Annotated in this window: 13 protein-coding genes; 9 read left to right on the plus strand and 4 right to left on the minus strand. The window is 69.2% G+C overall.

Annotation, left to right across the window (positions count from 1 at the left end):
• The first annotated feature begins 133 nt into the window (after nucleotides 1-133).
• The 3 genes from ACS5PM_RS24680 to mddA all read left to right on the plus strand — a co-directional run bounded on the left by ACS5PM_RS24680 (nucleotide 134) and on the right by mddA (nucleotide 3,934).
• Entirely contained in the window at nucleotides 134-835 is a 702-nt protein-coding gene (locus tag ACS5PM_RS24680) for a TetR/AcrR family transcriptional regulator (RefSeq protein WP_439390414.1), read from the plus strand.
• Nucleotides 832-3,012, plus strand: a complete 2,181-nt coding sequence (locus ACS5PM_RS24685; protein WP_439390415.1) for an alpha/beta hydrolase — start codon at nucleotides 832-834, stop codon at nucleotides 3,010-3,012. Before ACS5PM_RS24680 ends, ACS5PM_RS24685 begins: the two co-directional genes overlap by 4 nt.
• Nucleotides 3,013-3,175: 163 nt before the next feature.
• Nucleotides 3,176-3,934, plus strand: coding sequence for a methanethiol S-methyltransferase (mddA, locus tag ACS5PM_RS24690; RefSeq protein ID WP_439390417.1), 759 nt, complete (start codon nucleotides 3,176-3,178; stop codon nucleotides 3,932-3,934).
• A gap of 73 nt (nucleotides 3,935-4,007) precedes the next feature.
• On the opposite strand, the gene ACS5PM_RS24695 is transcribed toward mddA, so the two are convergent.
• The 3 genes from ACS5PM_RS24695 to ACS5PM_RS24705 form a co-directional block, all read right to left on the minus strand.
• Complete coding sequence (locus tag ACS5PM_RS24695) at nucleotides 4,008-5,090, minus strand: hypothetical protein (protein ID WP_439390419.1); 1,083 nt, start codon at nucleotides 5,088-5,090, stop codon at nucleotides 4,008-4,010.
• Nucleotides 5,091-5,219: 129 nt separating this feature from the next.
• Nucleotides 5,220-6,035 carry a DUF72 domain-containing protein gene (locus tag ACS5PM_RS24700; RefSeq protein WP_439390420.1) on the minus strand — a complete coding sequence of 272 codons (816 nt, stop codon included), beginning with the start codon at nucleotides 6,033-6,035 and terminating at the stop codon, nucleotides 5,220-5,222.
• Between the two features lie 164 nt (nucleotides 6,036-6,199).
• Nucleotides 6,200-7,072, minus strand: coding sequence for a COG3904 family protein (locus ACS5PM_RS24705; RefSeq protein ID WP_439390421.1), 873 nt, complete (start codon nucleotides 7,070-7,072; stop codon nucleotides 6,200-6,202).
• Between the two features lie 188 nt (nucleotides 7,073-7,260).
• Between ACS5PM_RS24705 and ACS5PM_RS24710 the strand changes: the two genes are divergently transcribed.
• From ACS5PM_RS24710 to ACS5PM_RS24735, 6 genes are all read left to right on the plus strand, one after another.
• Nucleotides 7,261-8,055 carry an IclR family transcriptional regulator gene (locus ACS5PM_RS24710; RefSeq protein ID WP_439390422.1) on the plus strand — a complete coding sequence of 265 codons (795 nt, stop codon included), beginning with the start codon at nucleotides 7,261-7,263 and terminating at the stop codon, nucleotides 8,053-8,055.
• A complete protein-coding gene (locus tag ACS5PM_RS24715) occupies nucleotides 8,052-8,828 on the plus strand; it encodes an ABC transporter ATP-binding protein (RefSeq protein WP_439390423.1) in 777 nt (258 codons plus the stop codon). Before ACS5PM_RS24710 ends, ACS5PM_RS24715 begins: the two co-directional genes overlap by 4 nt.
• Nucleotides 8,829-8,830: 2 nt before the next feature.
• Complete coding sequence (locus ACS5PM_RS24720) at nucleotides 8,831-9,535, plus strand: ABC transporter ATP-binding protein (protein ID WP_439390424.1); 705 nt, start codon at nucleotides 8,831-8,833, stop codon at nucleotides 9,533-9,535.
• A 28-nt stretch (nucleotides 9,536-9,563) separates the two neighbouring features.
• Nucleotides 9,564-10,772 (plus strand): ABC transporter substrate-binding protein, encoded by a 1,209-nt coding sequence (locus ACS5PM_RS24725; protein WP_439390425.1) that lies wholly within the window; start codon nucleotides 9,564-9,566, stop codon nucleotides 10,770-10,772.
• Between the two features lie 24 nt (nucleotides 10,773-10,796).
• The gene (locus ACS5PM_RS24730) at nucleotides 10,797-11,681 is read left to right on the plus strand and encodes a branched-chain amino acid ABC transporter permease (RefSeq protein WP_439390426.1); all 885 of its coding nucleotides are present in this window, start codon (nucleotides 10,797-10,799) and stop codon (nucleotides 11,679-11,681) included.
• Nucleotides 11,682-11,754: 73 nt separating this feature from the next.
• Entirely contained in the window at nucleotides 11,755-12,705 is a 951-nt protein-coding gene (locus ACS5PM_RS24735; RefSeq protein ID WP_439390427.1) for a branched-chain amino acid ABC transporter permease, read from the plus strand.
• A 48-nt stretch (nucleotides 12,706-12,753) separates the two neighbouring features.
• Here ACS5PM_RS24735 and ACS5PM_RS24740 read toward each other — a convergent pair whose 3' ends face one another.
• Nucleotides 12,754-16,587 (minus strand): response regulator, encoded by a 3,834-nt coding sequence (locus ACS5PM_RS24740; protein ID WP_439390428.1) that lies wholly within the window; start codon nucleotides 16,585-16,587, stop codon nucleotides 12,754-12,756.
• Nucleotides 16,588-16,604 lie beyond the last annotated feature (17 nt).

Consider the following 16,604-nt stretch of genomic DNA (forward strand, 5'->3'; position numbering starts at 1 on the left):
GTCGGTTGGGAGCGCCTGCCCGCGCCACGCCGAAGCCTCGGAGTCGCCCCCGGGCGCCCCCTCATCCACAGGGATTGACAGTCCCACGAGCCCGACCAATACTTGAACGACTGTTTAAACCAGGCGTTCAACCATGGCCTCAGACCCGGTGGCTCGCAAGTCCCGCACCGCCACGCCGAACCTGCGCGAAGCAGACGCCGGCCAGACGCGCGATCGCATCCTGAATGCGACCTTCCGTCGACTGGTGACGCAGGGTTACGCGGCGCTCAGCGTGCGCGAGATCGCCACCGATGCCGGCGTCAACCACGCGTTGATCAACTACCACTTCGGCAGCAAGGATCAGTTGGTGATCGACGTGCTGGATGCCATGAACCAGCGGCTGCTGGCACGCCAGGCATCGATGTACGCGAGCGGCGAGGGATTCGCCCAGAAGTGGGCGAGTGCCCGGAGCTTCTACGAGGATGACCTCGCCTCGGGCTTCGTGCGCCTGCAGGCCGAGCTGTGGGCGGCGAGCTTCTCCAACCCGGAGCTGCGCGAGAAGTTCGTGCCGCGCGTGCTGGCCTGGAAGAAGCTGGTGCTCGAGGCGGTGCGCGAGGCCATCAACGCGTTGGAGGCCCACGGCAACCGGCTGCCACCTCCGTTCACGCCGGATGTGATCGCCTGCTGGATCTCCGAGTTCTGGCTTGGCATGGAATTCAGCGACCTGCTCGGCGTGAAGGAGGAGGACATGCAGCACCTTGCGGCGCTGGACGCCGTCCAGTGGCTGCTGGAGTGGCTGGACGCCCAGGCCGGCAAGGCGACCCCGCCCGCCCCTCGCCGAAGGAGCCCGAGATGAGCACTTCCGGTGGCCCCCGGCCCGAACGCCTGGACCGGTTCGCGGGGCCCTTGCCCGAGCCCGGTGCGGTGCCGGCAGCCGAAGCCTCGCCGTACGAGACGGTGCAGCCCGTCCGCCAGGGTTTCGTGGACCGCGAGGGGGTGAAGATCTGGTACGCCGTCTGGGGCGAAAGCGGCCCCTGGCTCGCCTTCGCGCCGCCGCTGCAGATCGTGCACAGCCAGATGCTCAAGGGCACGGTGCCGTATCTGTCGCAGCACTTCCGCGTCGTCACGACCGATGGCCGCGGCAACGGTCGTTCCGATCGGCCGAACGGGCAGCAGGCCTACAGCTTTGAGCACTTCCATGCCGATTTCGTGGCCGTGCTCGACGAGGTCGGCGCCGATCGCGTGGCGCTGGTCGGCATCTCGGCCGCGGCCATGACCGTGCTGCGCGTGGCGGCCGAACAGCCGGAGCGCGTGACGCACGTCGTCACGGCCGGAGGATTCGCCGATTCGCTGCCGAGCAACGAAGCCCTCGCGCAGCGGCTGAAGATGGAGGGGCAACTGCTCGCCAGCGACTGGCCCGCCTACGTGGACTGGTTCATGAACACCATCTTCAACGAGCCGCATTCGACCAAGCCCTACGAGGATGGTGCCCACTACGCCTGGGCCACCAGCGCCGAATGGCTCGGCTGGTGCCGCAACGCCTGGCTGGGCAACGACGTGCGCGAGCTGGCGCGCCGCGTCCGCTGCCCCACGCTCGTGATCCACGGCGACCACGACTGGCGCGTCCCGCATGCCAAGGGCGAGGAGATCCATGCGCTCGTGCCCGGCTCGAAGATGCTGACCATCGCCGGCGGCGGGCATGTCACCGCGGCACGCGACCCGGTGGCCTTCAACCGCGCGCTGCGAGACTTCGTCGCCGGGTCGCCGCGCGAGCGCACCTGGGTGCGCGGCATGAAGCGCCCGCGCCGCGCGCTGTTCATCTCCAGCCCCATCGGGCTCGGCCACGTCCAACGCGACCTCGCCATCGCCCGCGAGCTGCGAAAGCTGCAGCCGGACCTGGCCATCGACTGGTTCACGGTCGACCCCGCCGCGCGTTACCTCGAGCGCGAGGGCGAGCGCCTGCACCCCATCACGCAGCGCCTGGCCAACGAGAGCCGCCACTTCGAGCAGGTGGCCGCCGCGGGTGACGAGCACGACCTGTCCGCCTTCTTCGCCCTGCGCACGATGGACGAGATCATGAGCCGCAACTTCATGACCTTCGTCGACCTGGTCGAGGGCGAGCACTACGACATCGTGATCGGCGACGAGGCCTGGGACGTGGACTACCACTACCACGAGAACCCGGAGCTCAAGCGCCAGCCCTATGTCTTCCTCACCGACTTCGTCGGCTGCCTGCCGATGGAGGAGGGCAACGAGCGCGAGGCCGCCCTGTGCGCCGACCGCAACGCCGACGACATCGAGCACGTGGCCCGCTACCCGTACCTGCGCGACGCGGCCATCTTCGTCGGCAACCGAGAGGACGTGACCGAGCAGACCTTCGGCCCCGGCCTGCCCGTCATCCGCGAATGGACCGACCGCAACTTCTGCTACTGCGGCTACTGCCTGCCCTTCGATCCGCAGGCGCTGGCCGACACCGAGCGGCTGCGCGCGCTTCACGGCTACCGCAGCGACGAGAAGATCGCCATCGCCGCGGTCGGCGGCACCGCCACCGGCGGCCACCTGCTGAAGCGCATCGCGGCGGCGTTCCCGCGCATGAAGCGCGAGCTGCCCGAGCTGCGCCTCATCATGGTCACCGGCCCGCGGCTGTCGACCGAAGGGTTCGAGCCGCAGCCCGGGCTGGAGCTGCGGCCCTACGTCCACAACCTGTACGAGCACCTGGCCTGCTGCGACCTCGCGCTGGTGCAGGGTGGGCTGTCGACGACGATGGAGCTGGTCGCGACGCGCCGGCCGTTCCTGAGCTTCCCGCTGCAGCGCCACTTCGAGCAGTGCGTCCACGTGCGGCAGCGCCTGGCCAACTACGCCGCCGACCGCTCGATGGACTACGCGGCGACGCTCGATCCCGATCAACTGGCCCGGCGCGCCTTGGAGGCGATGCACGAGCCGGTGCGCTACCGGCCGGTGGAGACCGACGGCGCCGCGCGTGCCGCCCTGCGCATCGCGCAGGTGCTGGACAACCGTGGGTGGGCGCGATGAGCCGGCAAGCCCACGCCATCGACGGCCGCCCGCCGCACACGCCGCCGGGCTGCGAAGTGCCGTAGCGCGGCCGCTGCTGCCGGCCCTTCCTCGTCGAACTTCCCGGGCCCGCCGCGGCGGGTCTGGGTGAGTTCGTCCGCACTTTCTCACCGGGAGATCCCCCATGGCGATCCTCAATGCCGTCTACGGCGTGGTGGCCTACCTCTTCTTCCTCGCCACTTTCCTGTATGCCATCGGTTTCGTCGGCAACCTGCCGCTGCTGCCCAGGACGATCGACAGCGGCACCGCCGCGCCGCTCGTCGAAACACTGGCCGTCAACCTCGCGCTGCTGGGGCTGTTTGCCATGCAGCACAGCGTCATGGCGCGGCGCGGCTTCAAGCGCTGGTGGACCCGAGTGATCCCGGAAGCGGTGGAGCGCAGCACCTTCGTGCTGGCCGCGACGGCCGCGCTCGCGCTGCTGCTGTGGCAATGGCGGCCCATGGCCGAGCCGGTGCTGTGGTCGGTGAGCGACCCAGTGGGCCGCTTCGCCCTGGCGGCGGTGTTCTGGCTCGGCTGGGGCGGGCTGCTGGTCAGCACCTTCCTGATCAACCACTTCGAGCTCTTCGGGCTGCGCCAGGTGTGGGCGAACCTGCGGGGCCAGCCGCTGCCGGCGCCGGTCTTCCACACGCCGCTTTTCTACCGCCACGTGCGACACCCGATCTACCTGGGCTTCGTGCTCGCCTTCTGGGCCACGCCGCAGATGACGGCCGGCCATCTGCTGTTCGCCGCCGCCAGCACGGGCTACATCCTCATCGGCATCTGGTTCGAGGAGCGTGACCTCATCGCGCAGTTCGGCCAGCGTTATCTCGCCTATCGCCAGCAGGTGGGCATGCTGCTGCCCAGGATCGGCACCCGCCACCGCAAGGGCCCGGCCCAATCCTGACCGCAAGCGAAGACGGCGGGCCCTGGCCCGCCGTCCTGCTCATGGGTGGAAGAGCTGGCTTCGGCCAGCTTCCTCAGCGCTCGATGATCGAATTCGTGATCACCGGCTGCCCCGGCTTGGCCAGGACGAAGATGCCGGGCAGGCCGTCAGTTTCGAACTGGTCATTGGGGTTGCCGCGCAGCACGGAGTCGGTGATGGACATCGTGCCGGTCAGGTTGTTGCTGACGAAGAAGAAGGCGCCGCCGCCTTCGTTGGCGTGGTTGCTCTCGACCTGGTTGCCGCAGGACTTCAGCGAGATGGTGTTGCCATCCTGGTAGATGGCGCCGCCGCTGCCGCCGCCCGGGGTGCCGCCGCGAGCGGGGTTGGCACCCCAGCCGACGGCCGTGTTGTTCTTGAACAGGCTGTTGTAGACCGCGAAGTTGGTCGCGAGACCGCTGATGGCCCCGCCGTTGGAGCAGGTGTTGCCGTAGCCAGCGCCACCGCCAAAGCTGCTTTTCGTGATGTAGACCGAAGCCCCCGGCGCACCTCCGAAGGCCCGGATGGCGCCACCGCCCAGATCCGGCCCTGTCGACTCGCACACGTTCTTGACGAAGCGGCTGTTGACCACCTTGAGCCGGCCGCCGCGCACGAAGATCGCGCCCCCGCCGTAAACCTCGGACAAACCGTAGCTCTGTCCAGTCGAGTTGCCGCGCATCAGGGTGATGTTCTGCACCGTCAGGCGGGGATAGTCCTGGGTATCGCAGTGCTCGCTCGTCCAGTGCTGGGCCTCGTCGCAAGTGTTCATGTACAGGATGCGGCGCGACCCATACCCACTCAGCGTGATCTTGTTGCCGCCGTCGATGACGACATTCGGCTTGTCGTTGAAGAGCTTGGCCGTCTGCTTCAGGACGATCGTCAGCGGATCCGGCCCGCAGTTGAACGTGATGACGCCCCCTTGGGCGACTGCGGCGACGAAGGCGGCCGAGGTGCAGCTCGCCGGGGTGCCGTTTCCGATCACGTGCGCGGGATTGGCGATGCTGTCGGCACGGGCTTCGACGGGCACCGTGCAATGCCCATCGGGGTTGCCGGCGGCCCAGGAGGCCGTGGCGGCGAGGGCGAAAACTGAAAAGGCCCAGCGGGAGGCCTGGGCGAATCGGCGGGTGGGTTGACGGGTCATCGTGGCCACAAATGGGTAAGTCATCGAGCGGCGGACGATAGGGTGCGGCCTATACCCCCCTGTGTACGCATGTCACAAGGGCGCCCCGATCCGGGGCGCGCCACTACAACCTGAAGCATCTGGGGCAAATCACCCCGCTGTTCCGTCGATTCGTTCGCGCAGGGCCATCGCGGCGAGCGGTGCCTTTTCCTTGGCGCCGCTGATGAAGAACATGAAGACGTCGCGCGGTGCCGCCGGGCCGGTGGGCGGCTCCACCCGCGGCACTTCGGCCGGCTCACCGCCGTCGCGCCAGGCCCGTCCGCACGCGGCCAGCTGGTCCAGCGCTTCGGGCGTCACGCCCAGCGCCAGGCTGGAGTCGGTGCGCATCATCCGGGTGTAGACGAAGTCGGCGGTGAGGTCGGCGAACGAGGGGTAGTGGTCGGAGTCGGTGAACACCGTCGCGGCCCGGTAGCGGCGGGCCAGCGCGAGGTACTCGGGCACCTTGAAGCTGTCGTGGCGCACGTCCATGACATGGCGCAGCGGCAGCCCGGCCACCTCGGCCGGCAGGAGCTTCAGGAAGGCCTCGAAATCCGCCGGGTCGAAGCGCTTGGTGGGGGCGAACTGCCAGACGATGGGCCCGAGCTTGTCGCCCAGCTCCGAGATGCCGCTGTCGACGAAGCGCTGCACCGACTCGCCCGCCTCGCCCAGCACGCGGCGGTTGGTAGCGAAGCGCGAGGCCTTGAGCGAGAAGACGAAGCCCTCGGGCGTCTCGCTGCGCCACTTGGCGAACGTGGCCGGCTTCTGGCTGCTGTAGTAGGTGCCGTTGACCTCGATCGCCGAGAGCTTCGAGCTGGCGTACTCCAGCTCCCGGCTGGCCGGCAGGCCCTGGGGATAGAAGGTCTCGCGCCAGGGTTCGAAGTTCCAGCCGCCTATGCCGACGCGGATGGTGGCCGAGCTGCTCGTCATTTGTGGCTCCCGTACGAGTGGGCGCGCCCGGCAGGTCGCCCGGCGCCAGGCCGGCGAGCATAACGGGCTCGCGCGTCTGCGGGCGGCCCCCAGCGACGGATCCCGGTGGCCGGGGCCGTAGGTGGCGCGAGGGGCGTCCAGACCCCAGCCAGGGAGTCAGCGCCTCAGCGTGTGAGCACCTGCCAGCGCTGCAGCTCGCCGCGGCTGGGGTACCACATGGCGTCGCTGCGGGTCGCCCGCACGCGGGCCACGAAGGCGGCGCCCAGGCCGGCCTCGCGGTAGGCGGCCAGCAGCGCATGGCTGTCGCCGATTTGCTCGTCATCGAGGCCCGCGAATTGCGGCCGGTGGAAGCCGATGCGCGCCTGCGGCGCCGCACCGCGGTCATGCCCCGCCAGCAGCAGCATGGTGCAGGCGCTGGCGCACAGGCCCTCGGCGTAGGTATCCAGCCCGCGGCGGCGGATCTCGGCCGCGATGGCCTGCGCCTCGAACACCCGCCCGCCGGGCGAGTCCAGGCGGACCAGCCGGACGGTCGTCGAGACCTGCAATGCCTGCCGTACCCGTTCGGACGAACCGGCGCCGAGCGGGCCGACCAGCCGAAGCACGCGGCCTTCGCCTTCCAGCCGGAGCTCGACGGCCGGCAGCGGATCGCGACCGATCGCGATGCGGGCCATCTCCAGGGCCTGCTCGGCCCGGTGGCGAATCACCATCGCCGATCCGCCCGCCAGCGCCAGCGCGATGACGAGCAGCCGTGCCAGGCGTGTGCGGGCCGACGCGCCCTGCACACGCTCCCATCGGCCGATGCCGTGCCAGGCGCCCCATTCGGCGCAGACCAGCGCCGCGAGCATCAAGGCCATGCCCGCCAGTTGCCAGGTGGCCGATCCGGCCAGGCTGGAGGCGGTCCGGGCGCCGAGGTCGGTCAGCCCCGCCAAGGCGCACAAGGGGATCGCAGCGGCCAGCCAGGCCAGCGGGCGCTGCCCCGCCTGCGTGCCGGCCGGGGCCGGCGCGAGGTCCGTGCAAAGGCCATCCGTGCGCTGCATGGAGCCATGCTAGGAACGGCCTGCCGCGTGGAATGAGGGAGAACCCGGCGAATCCGGCTTCAGTTCGGCCGATCGGTGTTTTCCCTCAGCTTCGCGCTGCCCCGGTTGACGCGCCTGAACAGCCGTTCAAGACTCGGCGTTCGAAGCACTGAACCGTGTTCAGCCCATCGAACCGGAGCTTTCATCGCATGACCCACCCGAGCACCCATGGCACACCGCGCGCGCCTGCGCTGGTGCCCGCCGTGGCCCGTGCGGTGGCGGTCATGGACCTCATCGCACGCGAGCGCCAGCCGATGAGCATGGCCCACGTCGCCGCCGCGCTGGAGCTGCCCAAGAGCAGCGTGCATGGCCTGTGCAACACCCTGCTCAGCTTCGGCTACCTGCGCCGGGCCGGTGACGGCGCGCTGCAGATCGGGCCTGGCGTCATGAGCCTGGCCGAGGCCTTCGTCGCCAGCACCAGCGTCGCCGGCGAGTTCGAGGCCTTGTGGCGCGGCGCCCCGGCGCCGGACGAGACGCTGATCCTGTCGGTGCTCATAGGCGCCGAGGTGGTCTACGTGGCGGTGCGAAATGGATCGCGCCCGTTGGGCCTCGCCTTCACGGTCGGGATGCGCCTGCCAGCCCATCTGGCGGCCACCGGCAAGGCGATGCTGGCCTTCCTGCCCGCGGCCCGGGTGCACAGCCTGCTGCCCGCCGGCCCGCTGCCCTTGCTCACCGGCCATGGGCCCGCCTCTGTCGAAGCGCTGATGGACGAACTGGCCGAGTGCCGCGAGCAGGGCTACAGCCTGGACGACGAGGGCATCCGTGAAGGCGTGGTGGCGCTGGCCGCGCCGATCTTCGATGCCACCGGCCAGCCGGTGGCGGGCCTGGGGGTGTGCCTGAACAAGGCCGTGCTGAACGACGAGCAGCTCCAGCGTCAACGGCTGGTGGTGCAACAGGCGGCGCGGACGCTGTCTCAGCGATTGGGGGCAAGGTTGCCGAAATGACCAGTGGCGACTACATCCTCGAGACCGAGGACCTGACGAAGGAGTTCAAGGGCTTCGTCGCGGTCAGCAAGGTGAACCTTCGGGTCCGGCGCGGCCACATCCATGCGCTGATCGGCCCGAACGGTGCAGGCAAGACGACGTGCTTCAACCTGCTGACCAAGTTCCTCACGCCGAGCGCGGGGCGCATCGTCTTCGACGGGCAGGACATCACCGGCGAGAGCTCCGCGCGCATCGCCCGCCGCGGCGTGATCCGCTCGTTCCAGATTTCGGCCGTGTTCCCTCACCTGACGGTGCTGGAGAACGTCCGCGTCGCCCTGCAGCGGCAGCGCGGGCATTCCTTCGACTTCTGGCGCAGCGAGCGCACGCTCGACGGGCTCAATGGCCGCGCGATGGAACTGCTCGCCGCGGTGGACCTCAGCGCCTACGCCGCCACGCCCGCGGTGGAGCTGGCCTACGGCCGCAAGCGCGCGCTCGAGATCGCCACCACGCTCGCCATGGACCCAAAGCTGATGCTGCTCGACGAGCCCACCCAGGGCATGGGCCTGGAGGACGTGGACCGCATCCGGCAACTGATCAAGAAGGTCTCGGCCGACCGCACCATCCTGATGGTCGAGCACAACATGAGCGTGGTCGCCAGCATCGCCGACACCATCACCGTGCTGCAGCGCGGGGCGACGCTCGCCGAAGGTCCGTACGAGCAGGTGTCGAAGGACCCGGCCGTCATCGAGGCCTACATGGGCACGGCGAACGTCGAGCTCAAGGGAGCGCATTGAGCATGGCCTCTCGCTTCCTCGAGGTCAAAGGCCTGCACGCCTGGTACGGCGAGTCCCACATCCTGCACGGCGTGGATTTCCACGTCGACGAGGGTGAGGTGGTCACCCTGCTCGGGCGCAACGGCGCGGGCCGCACCACCACGCTGCGGGCCATCCTGGGCCTCACCGGCCTCCGCAAGGGTTCGGTCAAGGTCCATGGCACCGAGACCATCGGCCTGCCCACCCACCGCATCGCGCGCATGGGCATCGGCTACTGCCCGGAAGAGCGCGGCATCTTCTCCAGCCTGTCGGCGGAAGAAAACCTGCTGCTGCCGCCCGTGCTGGCCCGGGGCGGGATGGGCCTGGAGCAGATCTACGCCATGTTCCCCAATTTGAAGGAGCGCGCGGCCAGCCAGGGCACGCGGCTTTCGGGCGGCGAGCAGCAGATGCTGGCGGTCGCCCGCATCCTGCGCACCGGCGCGAAGCTGCTGCTGCTCGACGAGATCTCCGAGGGCCTGGCCCCGGTGATCGTGCACAAGCTCGCCGAGATGGTGGTCGCGCTGCGCCGGCAGGGCTACACGATCGTGATGGTGGAGCAGAACTTCCGCTTCGCCGCCCCGCTGGCCGATCGCTTCCTGCTGATGGAGCACGGCCAGGTCATCCAGCAGTTCACCCAGGCCGAGCTGCCGTCGCGCATGGAGCGGCTGCATGAATACCTCGGTGTTTGAGTCCCCGCCGTCCCTGAAGGAGATCCGCATGAAACTGACCAAGATCGCTGCCGCCTGCACCCTCGCCGCCGCGGCACTGGGCGCTTCCACCGCCCACGCCCAGTACTCCGGCGACGTGATCAGGATCGGCATCATCACCGACATGGCGGGGCTGTACTCCGACATCGACGGCCCCGCCGGCGTCGAGGCGATCCGCATGGCCGTGGCCGACATGGGCGGAGCCGTCGGCGGCAAGAAGGTCGAGGTGGTCTACGCCGACCACCAGAACAAGGCCGACGTGGCCGCCGCCAAGGCCCGCGAGTGGTTCGACACCCAGGGCCTGGACATGCTGGTCGGCGGCACCAACTCCGGCACCAACCTGGCCATGGCCAAGGTGGCGGCCGAGAAGAAGCGGCCCTTCATCTCGATCGGCGCCGCGACCTCGGCACTGACCAACGACCAGTGCAACCCCTACACGATCCACTGGGCCTACGACACCATGGCGCTGGCCAAGGGCACCGGCAACGCGGTCGTCAAGGCCGGCGGCAAGACCTGGTACTTCCTCACGGCCGACTACGCCTTCGGCGCGCAGCTGCAGAACGACACCAGCGAGGTGGTCAAGGCCGCCGGCGGCACGGTCGTCGGCTCGGTCAAGCACCCGCTGTCGGCCAGCGACTTCTCGTCCTTCCTGCTGCAGGCGCAGTCCAGCAAGGCGCAGATCCTGGGCCTGGCCAACGCCGGCGGCGACACCATCAACTCGATCAAGGCGGCCAACGAGTTCGGCATCACCAAGTCGATGAAGCTGGCCGGCCTGCTGGTCTTCATCAACGACATCCACTCCCTGGGCCTGAAGACCACGCAGGGGATGTACCTGACCGACAGCTGGTACTGGAACCGGGACCCCGAGGCACGCGCCTGGAGCCGGCGCTTCTTCGAGAAGGTCAAGCGCATGCCTTCTTCGCTGCAGGCCGGCGACTACTCCGCCACGCTGCAGTACCTGAACGCGGTGAAGGCGGTGAACAGCGACGACCCCGACAAGGTGCTGGCCCAGCTGCGCAAGATGAAGTTCAACGACATCTTCACCAAGGGCGGCTGGATCCGCGGCGACGGCAGCATGATCCACGACATGTACCTGATGCAGGTGAAGTCGCCGGACAAGTCCACCGAGCCCTGGGATTACTACAGCGTGGTGCAGACCTTCAAGGGCGAAGAGGCCTGGACGACCAAGGCCGAGACCAAGTGCTCGCTCTGGAAATGACGGGCTCTTGAAGCGGCGCGCGTCGTGGACATCTTCGGCATCCCCCTGCAGGCCTTCCTCGGCCAGCTGATGCTCGGCCTGGTGAACGGCTCGTTCTACGCCATGCTCAGCCTCGGGCTGGCGGTGATCTTCGGCCTGCTGGGGATCGTCAACTTCGCCCACGGCGCGCTCTACATGATCGGCGCCTATGTCGCCTGGTACGGGCTGGAGAACTTCGGCCTGAACTACTGGCTGGCGCTGATCGTCGCGCCCATCGTCGTCGGCGCCCTCGGCGTGGTGATAGAGCGCACGCTGCTCAAGCGCCTGTACAAGATCGACCCGATCTACGGCCTGCTGCTGACCTTCGGCCTGGCCCTCATCGCCGAAGGCATCTTCCGCGACCAGTTCGGCGTCTCGGGCCAGTCCTATTCGGTGCCCGAGGCGCTGCAGGGCGCCACTGACCTGGGCTTCATGATCCTGCCCAACTACCGCGGCTGGGTGGTGGTCGCCTCGCTGGTGATCTGCCTGGGCACCTGGTTCGTCATCGAGCGCACGCGGCTAGGCTCCTACCTCCGCGCGGGCACCGAGAACCCGGCGCTGGTGCAGGCCTTCGGCATCAACGTGCCGGTGATGGTGATGCTGACCTACGCCGCCGGTGCGGGGCTGGCCGCACTGGCCGGCGTGCTGGCCGCGCCCGTCATCCAGATCACGCCGCTGATGGGCAGCAACCTCATCATCGTGGTGTTCGCGGTGGTGGTGATCGGCGGCATGGGCTCCATCCTCGGCTCCATCCTCACCGGCCTAGGCCTGGGGGTCATCGAGGGCCTGACCAAGGTCTTCTATCCCGAGGCCTCCAACATCGTGGTGTTCGTCATCATGGCCATCGTGCTGATGATCCGGCCGGCCGGCCTGTTCGGGAAGGAGCGCTGATGAGCCACGACCGGCCGCCCGTAGAGGCTCATTCCCGCTTGGCGGGACCGGCCGTAGGCCGTAGGGTGCACTGATGAGCGCCGCCTTGGTGACCCGCTCGCGCTGGACCTGGGCCATCGGCCTGGCGTTGCTGGCGGCGGCGCCCTTCCTGGGCGTCTACCCCATCTTCATGATGACCGCGCTCTGCTACGCGATCTTCGCCTGCGCGTTCAACTTGTTGCTGGGCTTCACGGGGCTGCTGTCGTTCGGCCATGCGGCCTACCTGGCCGCCGCGGCCTATGCCACCGGCTGGCTGGTGCGCAGTGCCGGCTGGCCGCCCGAACTGGGCGTGCTGGCCGGCGTCGTCATCTCGGCGGCGGTGGGGCTGGTCGTCGGCGCGATCGCGATCCGGCGCCAGGGCATCTACTTCGCCATGATCACGCTGGCGATGGCGCAGATGGTGTACTTCGTCTTCCTGCAGTCGCCCTTCACCGGCGGCGAGGATGGGCTGCAAGGCGTGCCGCGGGGCAAGCTGCTCGGCGTGGTGCCGCTGGACAACGACCTGGCGATGTACTTCGTCGTGCTGGCCGTCTTCGTCGCCGTGTTCCTGTTCGTGATCCGCGTGGTGCACTCGCCCTACGGCCAGGTGCTCAAGGCGATCCGCGAGAACGAGCCTCGCGCGGTCTCGCTGGGCTACAACGTCGACCGCTACAAGCTGCTGGCCTTCGTGCTTTCCACGGCCCTGGCCGGGCTGGCCGGTTCGATGAAGGCGCTGGTGCTGGGCTTCGCCACGCTGTCGGATGCGCACTGGTCGCTGTCGGGCGAGGTGGTGCTGATGACGCTGCTCGGCGGCATGGGCACCTTCGCCGGCCCGGTCGTGGGGGCCTTCACCATCATCGGGCTGCAGAACTTCCTGGCCGACCGCGTCGGCTCGTGGGTCACCGTGATCATCGGCGCCATCTTCGTGGTGTGCGTGGTGGCCTTCCGCCGTGGCTTCGTCGGCGAGCTCCTTGCACGGCAGCGTCGCCCGCCGAAGGGGCACTAGGCAACTCGGTCAATCGCCAGGCGGGCGGCATGCCGCCCGCTTTCCCGGCTACTCGGCGAGTTCGCGGCGCAGCGCGCCGAGCAGCGGCTCCAGCACCAGCACGACCTCGTCCATCGGCACCCCGTTGAGCCGGCTGCCGGCCTGCTGGCAGGCCGCCTCCAGGGCGGCGGCGGCGCGCTGCAGAGTCACCATGCCGAGGCTGCCGGCCACGTTCTTCAGGTCGTGAGCGTAGCGGGCGCAGGCGGCGGCGTCGCCCGCCTCGCGCGCCTTCTGGAAGCGTGAGGCAAAGCTGGCCTCGCGCTCGCGGAACATCCCGAGCAGCCGCAGGTACAAGGCTTCATCGCCCATGGCGGCGGCCAGGCCGGCGCTGGCATCCAGCCCGGGCAGGCCGGTCAGCCGGCGGCCATTGCCGTGGCCGGATGCGGGCTTGACCCAACGCGCGAGGGTGCGAAACAACTCTTCGACGCGGATCGGCTTGGCGATGTGATCGTTCATGCCGCACTCGAGGGCCTTCTCGCGGTCGCCGGCCATCGCGTTGGCCGTCATCGCGATCACCGGCAGGTCCTTCCACTCGGGATGCTGGCGCAGGGCCCGCGTGGCCGCATAGCCGTCCATCACCGGCATCTGGCAATCCATCAGGACCGCGTCGAAGCTGCCGTGCTGCACGGCCTCAAGCGCTTCGCGGCCGTCCTCGGCCAGGCTGACGACGATGCCGGCTCGGCTGAGCAGCTCGCTCGCGAGCTCCTGGTTGATGATGTTGTCCTCGACCAGCAGGATGCGTGCTCCGGCGAGCTCGTCCCGCCGCTCGAGCGGCGTCTGGCCCGAGCCCTCGCGGCTCGATGGAGCGGCCGTCGAATGGCCCAGCGCGTTCGCGCAGGCCTTGGCCAGGGCGGCCGGGACGACCGGCTTGGAGATCGCGACCACCGCCCGCAGCCGGCGCAGCTTCATCTGGCGCTCCAGTTCGTCGCCGTCGAACGCTCCGACCATCAGGACCGCCGGAGGCACGGGCTCGCTGCGCCGGCTCAGCTCGACCAGGCAATCGACGCCGTCCATGCCGGGCATCGCGCTGTCCAGCAGCAGCAGCTGGAACGGCTGGCCTTGCGCGGCGGCGCGCTGCACGGCTTCGAGTGCCGACGGGCCGTCGGGCGCCGACTCGGCCTGCATGCCGAGGTCGGCGGCCAGCCGGCACAGCAGGGACCGCGCGGCCGCGCCATCCTCGACGATCAGCAGCCTCGTGCCCTGCAGCGCTTCGCGCCCCATGGGCGCAGGCTGCACCGGCCCGCACCCGAAGCGAAGGCTGAAGCCGAAGCAGCTGCCGTGGCCGGGCTCGCTTTCCACGCCGATCTCGCCTCCCATGGTCTGCACCAGGTGCCGGCAGATCGCCAGGCCCAGTCCCGTGCCGCCATAGCGGCGGCTGGTCGACGCGTCGGCCTGGGTGAAAGGCTGGAACAGCCGGGTGCGGGCCTGCTCGTCCAGGCCGATCCCGGTATCGCGCATCTCGAAGCGCAAGGTCACATGCCCCTGCTCGCGCGCGGCCTCGCGCACGGCCAGCGTGATCACGCCATGCTCGGTGAACTTCACGGCGTTGTTGCCCAGGTTGAGCAGGATCTGGCCGAGCCGCGAAGGGTCGCCCTCGAGCGCCGTGGGCAGGTCGATCGGCAATTCGAACAGCAGCTCCAGGCCCTTCTCGTCCGCCCGCGTGCCGACCACGCTGGCGAACTGGTCGAGCACGTCGTGCAGATCGAAAGCGATCGATTCGATCTCGAGCATGCCGGCCTCTATCTTCGAGAAATCAAGGATGTCGTTCACGATGCCCAGCAGCGACTCCGCCGACCGGTGCACCTTCTCGACGTAGTTGCGCTGCCGCGCATCGAGCCCCGTCTGCAAGGCGAGGTGAGACATGCCGAGGATGGCGTTCATCGGCGTGCGGATCTCGTGGCTCATGTTGGCCAGGAACTCGCTCTTGGCCTGCGTGGCGGCCTCGGCGGCGCGCTGTGCACATTCGAGCTGCTCGGTGCGCTCCTTCACCCTTTGCTCCAGGCCGGCGGCCAGCGCGCGGACCTCTTCCTCCGCCCGCCGGCGCACCGTGGTGTCGGAGAACGCCGCGACCGCTCCGCGCACCGTCCCGCGTTCATCGTGCAGGGGACGGCAGCTCACGGTGAGCCACCGGCCCTGATCCTGCGTTTCGCCGGTGCGGAGCATGAACAGGTCCAGGTGATCGACCGACTCGCCGCGTAGCGCCCGCGCTATGGGCAGCTGATCCATGGGGAAAGGCGTGCTCCGATCGGCCATGTAAAGGGTGAAGCGCTGCGGCCAGTTGCCGTGCCGGCCGGTCGTCAGACCCGGCCCCGCCAGCTTTTCGGCCGCCGGGTTCATCAGCACGAGCTCGGCGTGTTCATCGACGACCAGCACCGAGTCGCCGATCCCGTCGAGCACCGAGCGCAGGATGCGGGTCTGGTCCCTCAGCTCGGTCCCCGAGCGGCGCAGGCGGAGCACGAAAACCACCGTGCCCAGCAGCGCGACCACGCTGCCCGTCAGCACCGTCCACAACCAGCGCTGCTGCAGCTCGCGCGCCTGCAGCGCGGCAGCCTGTTGCTCACCTCGCCGCTGAAGCTCCGCCAGCTCGCGCTGGCGCGTCTCGGTGCGGTAGCGCTGGGACAGCTCCAGCATCCGGGTCGCGCTGCGGTCGTTGGCGGCCCGCGTCTGCATCTCGGTGGCCTCGGTGGTCAGGGCGTAGGCACGCTTGTAGTCCCCCGCGGCCGCGGCCAGGTGCGCCAGCCGGCGCGCGCTTTCGGCGCGGTAGTACGGGAAGCCCATGTCCTGCGCCACCGCATAGCCGCGATCGGCATCGATCACCGCCGCGGCCCGATCGCCCAGCGCCTCGTGCAGTTCGCTGCGCTCCTTCAGCGCGAACCACATGCCGATGCGATGCGGCTTCTCCTCGTAGATCGCCACGGCCCGGCCGATCTCCGCCATCGCTTCGTCCAGACGGCCCCGACGGTGCAGGTGGTAGGCCAGCGTGTAGTGGCCCAGCGCCAGGTTCCCCGGCGTGCGGGTGGCCGCGAAGATGTCGATCGCTTGCCGCACCAGGGATTCCGCCGTGTCTGGCTCCTCGGGCTGCCCCCGCTGGCCCGCCATCCCGGCAATGCCCATCAGCGCGTAGCCCTCCAGGATCCTGGACCCTATCGCCTGGGCATAGCGGCGCATCTGCTGGTACTCCTCGATCGCCTCGGCAAAGCGTCCGCTCTGGTCGTACGAGATCGCCATGCCGTGATGGGCATAGACGAGGGCGACCGAGTCGCCGGATCGCTGCGCGATGTCCATGGCCTGCATGGACATGGTCACGGCATCGTCGACCTGGCCGATCCGCCGGTACATGACGGCGCATCGCAGCAGGGCCTCGGCGAGCACGCCGGGCTGGTCGGTGATGCCCTCGAGGATGGAGATGCTCTGCACGGTGGACTGCACGAGGTCGTCCATCCGCCCTTCGTTGATGGCCGTGAGCGCCAGGTTGATGTCGGCCTCGGCCTGGCCGATGCGGTCGCCGGCCGCCGTGGCGATCTGGAGCGCGTGGCTGGCGTGCTGCCCGGCTTCCTTCGTCAGCAACAGGTGGATCTCGGTGCGAGAGAGCAGGTTCAGCGCACGCGCCCTGTCGGCTTCCGTCGCTTGCGCCGGCAGCGCCTGCAACTTCAAAGCCTGCTCATACGCTGCGGGGCCGTCGTTGTCGGCCAGCTTGCGGGTCTGGGTGACCTGCGCTCGCCAATCCTCCAGCGGCGAGGCGGCCCATGCCGGATGCACGGGCAGCGCCCAGGCCAGCGCCGCCGCCAGCCCCCATGCGCACGAGGACGCGAACCAACCGGGGCAGCTCTTCAGCTTGGACATGGGGGTGGTGTCGGGCC

Source organism: Ideonella flava (assembly GCF_051857595.1).
Lineage (GTDB): Bacteria > Pseudomonadota > Gammaproteobacteria > Burkholderiales > Burkholderiaceae_C > Ideonella.

What these genes read in the sequence shown, in the direction of transcription:
- ACS5PM_RS24680 (WP_439390414.1), top strand. Translation starts at nt 134, where the DNA reads ATGGCCTCAGACCCGGTGGCTCGCAAGTCCCGCACCGCCACGCCGAAC.
- ACS5PM_RS24685 (WP_439390415.1), top strand. Translation starts at nt 832, where the DNA reads ATGAGCACTTCCGGTGGCCCCCGGCCCGAACGCCTGGACCGGTTCGCG.
- mddA (WP_439390417.1), top strand. Translation starts at nt 3,176, where the DNA reads ATGGCGATCCTCAATGCCGTCTACGGCGTGGTGGCCTACCTCTTCTTC.
- ACS5PM_RS24695 (WP_439390419.1), bottom strand. Translation starts at nt 5,090, where the DNA reads ATGACCCGTCAACCCACCCGCCGATTCGCCCAGGCCTCCCGCTGGGCC.
- ACS5PM_RS24700 (WP_439390420.1), bottom strand. Translation starts at nt 6,035, where the DNA reads ATGACGAGCAGCTCGGCCACCATCCGCGTCGGCATAGGCGGCTGGAAC.
- ACS5PM_RS24705 (WP_439390421.1), bottom strand. Translation starts at nt 7,072, where the DNA reads ATGCAGCGCACGGATGGCCTTTGCACGGACCTCGCGCCGGCCCCGGCC.
- ACS5PM_RS24710 (WP_439390422.1), top strand. Translation starts at nt 7,261, where the DNA reads ATGACCCACCCGAGCACCCATGGCACACCGCGCGCGCCTGCGCTGGTG.
- ACS5PM_RS24715 (WP_439390423.1), top strand. Translation starts at nt 8,052, where the DNA reads ATGACCAGTGGCGACTACATCCTCGAGACCGAGGACCTGACGAAGGAG.
- ACS5PM_RS24720 (WP_439390424.1), top strand. Translation starts at nt 8,831, where the DNA reads ATGGCCTCTCGCTTCCTCGAGGTCAAAGGCCTGCACGCCTGGTACGGC.
- ACS5PM_RS24725 (WP_439390425.1), top strand. Translation starts at nt 9,564, where the DNA reads ATGAAACTGACCAAGATCGCTGCCGCCTGCACCCTCGCCGCCGCGGCA.
- ACS5PM_RS24735 (WP_439390427.1), top strand. Translation starts at nt 11,755, where the DNA reads ATGAGCGCCGCCTTGGTGACCCGCTCGCGCTGGACCTGGGCCATCGGC.
- ACS5PM_RS24740 (WP_439390428.1), bottom strand. Translation starts at nt 16,587, where the DNA reads ATGTCCAAGCTGAAGAGCTGCCCCGGTTGGTTCGCGTCCTCGTGCGCA.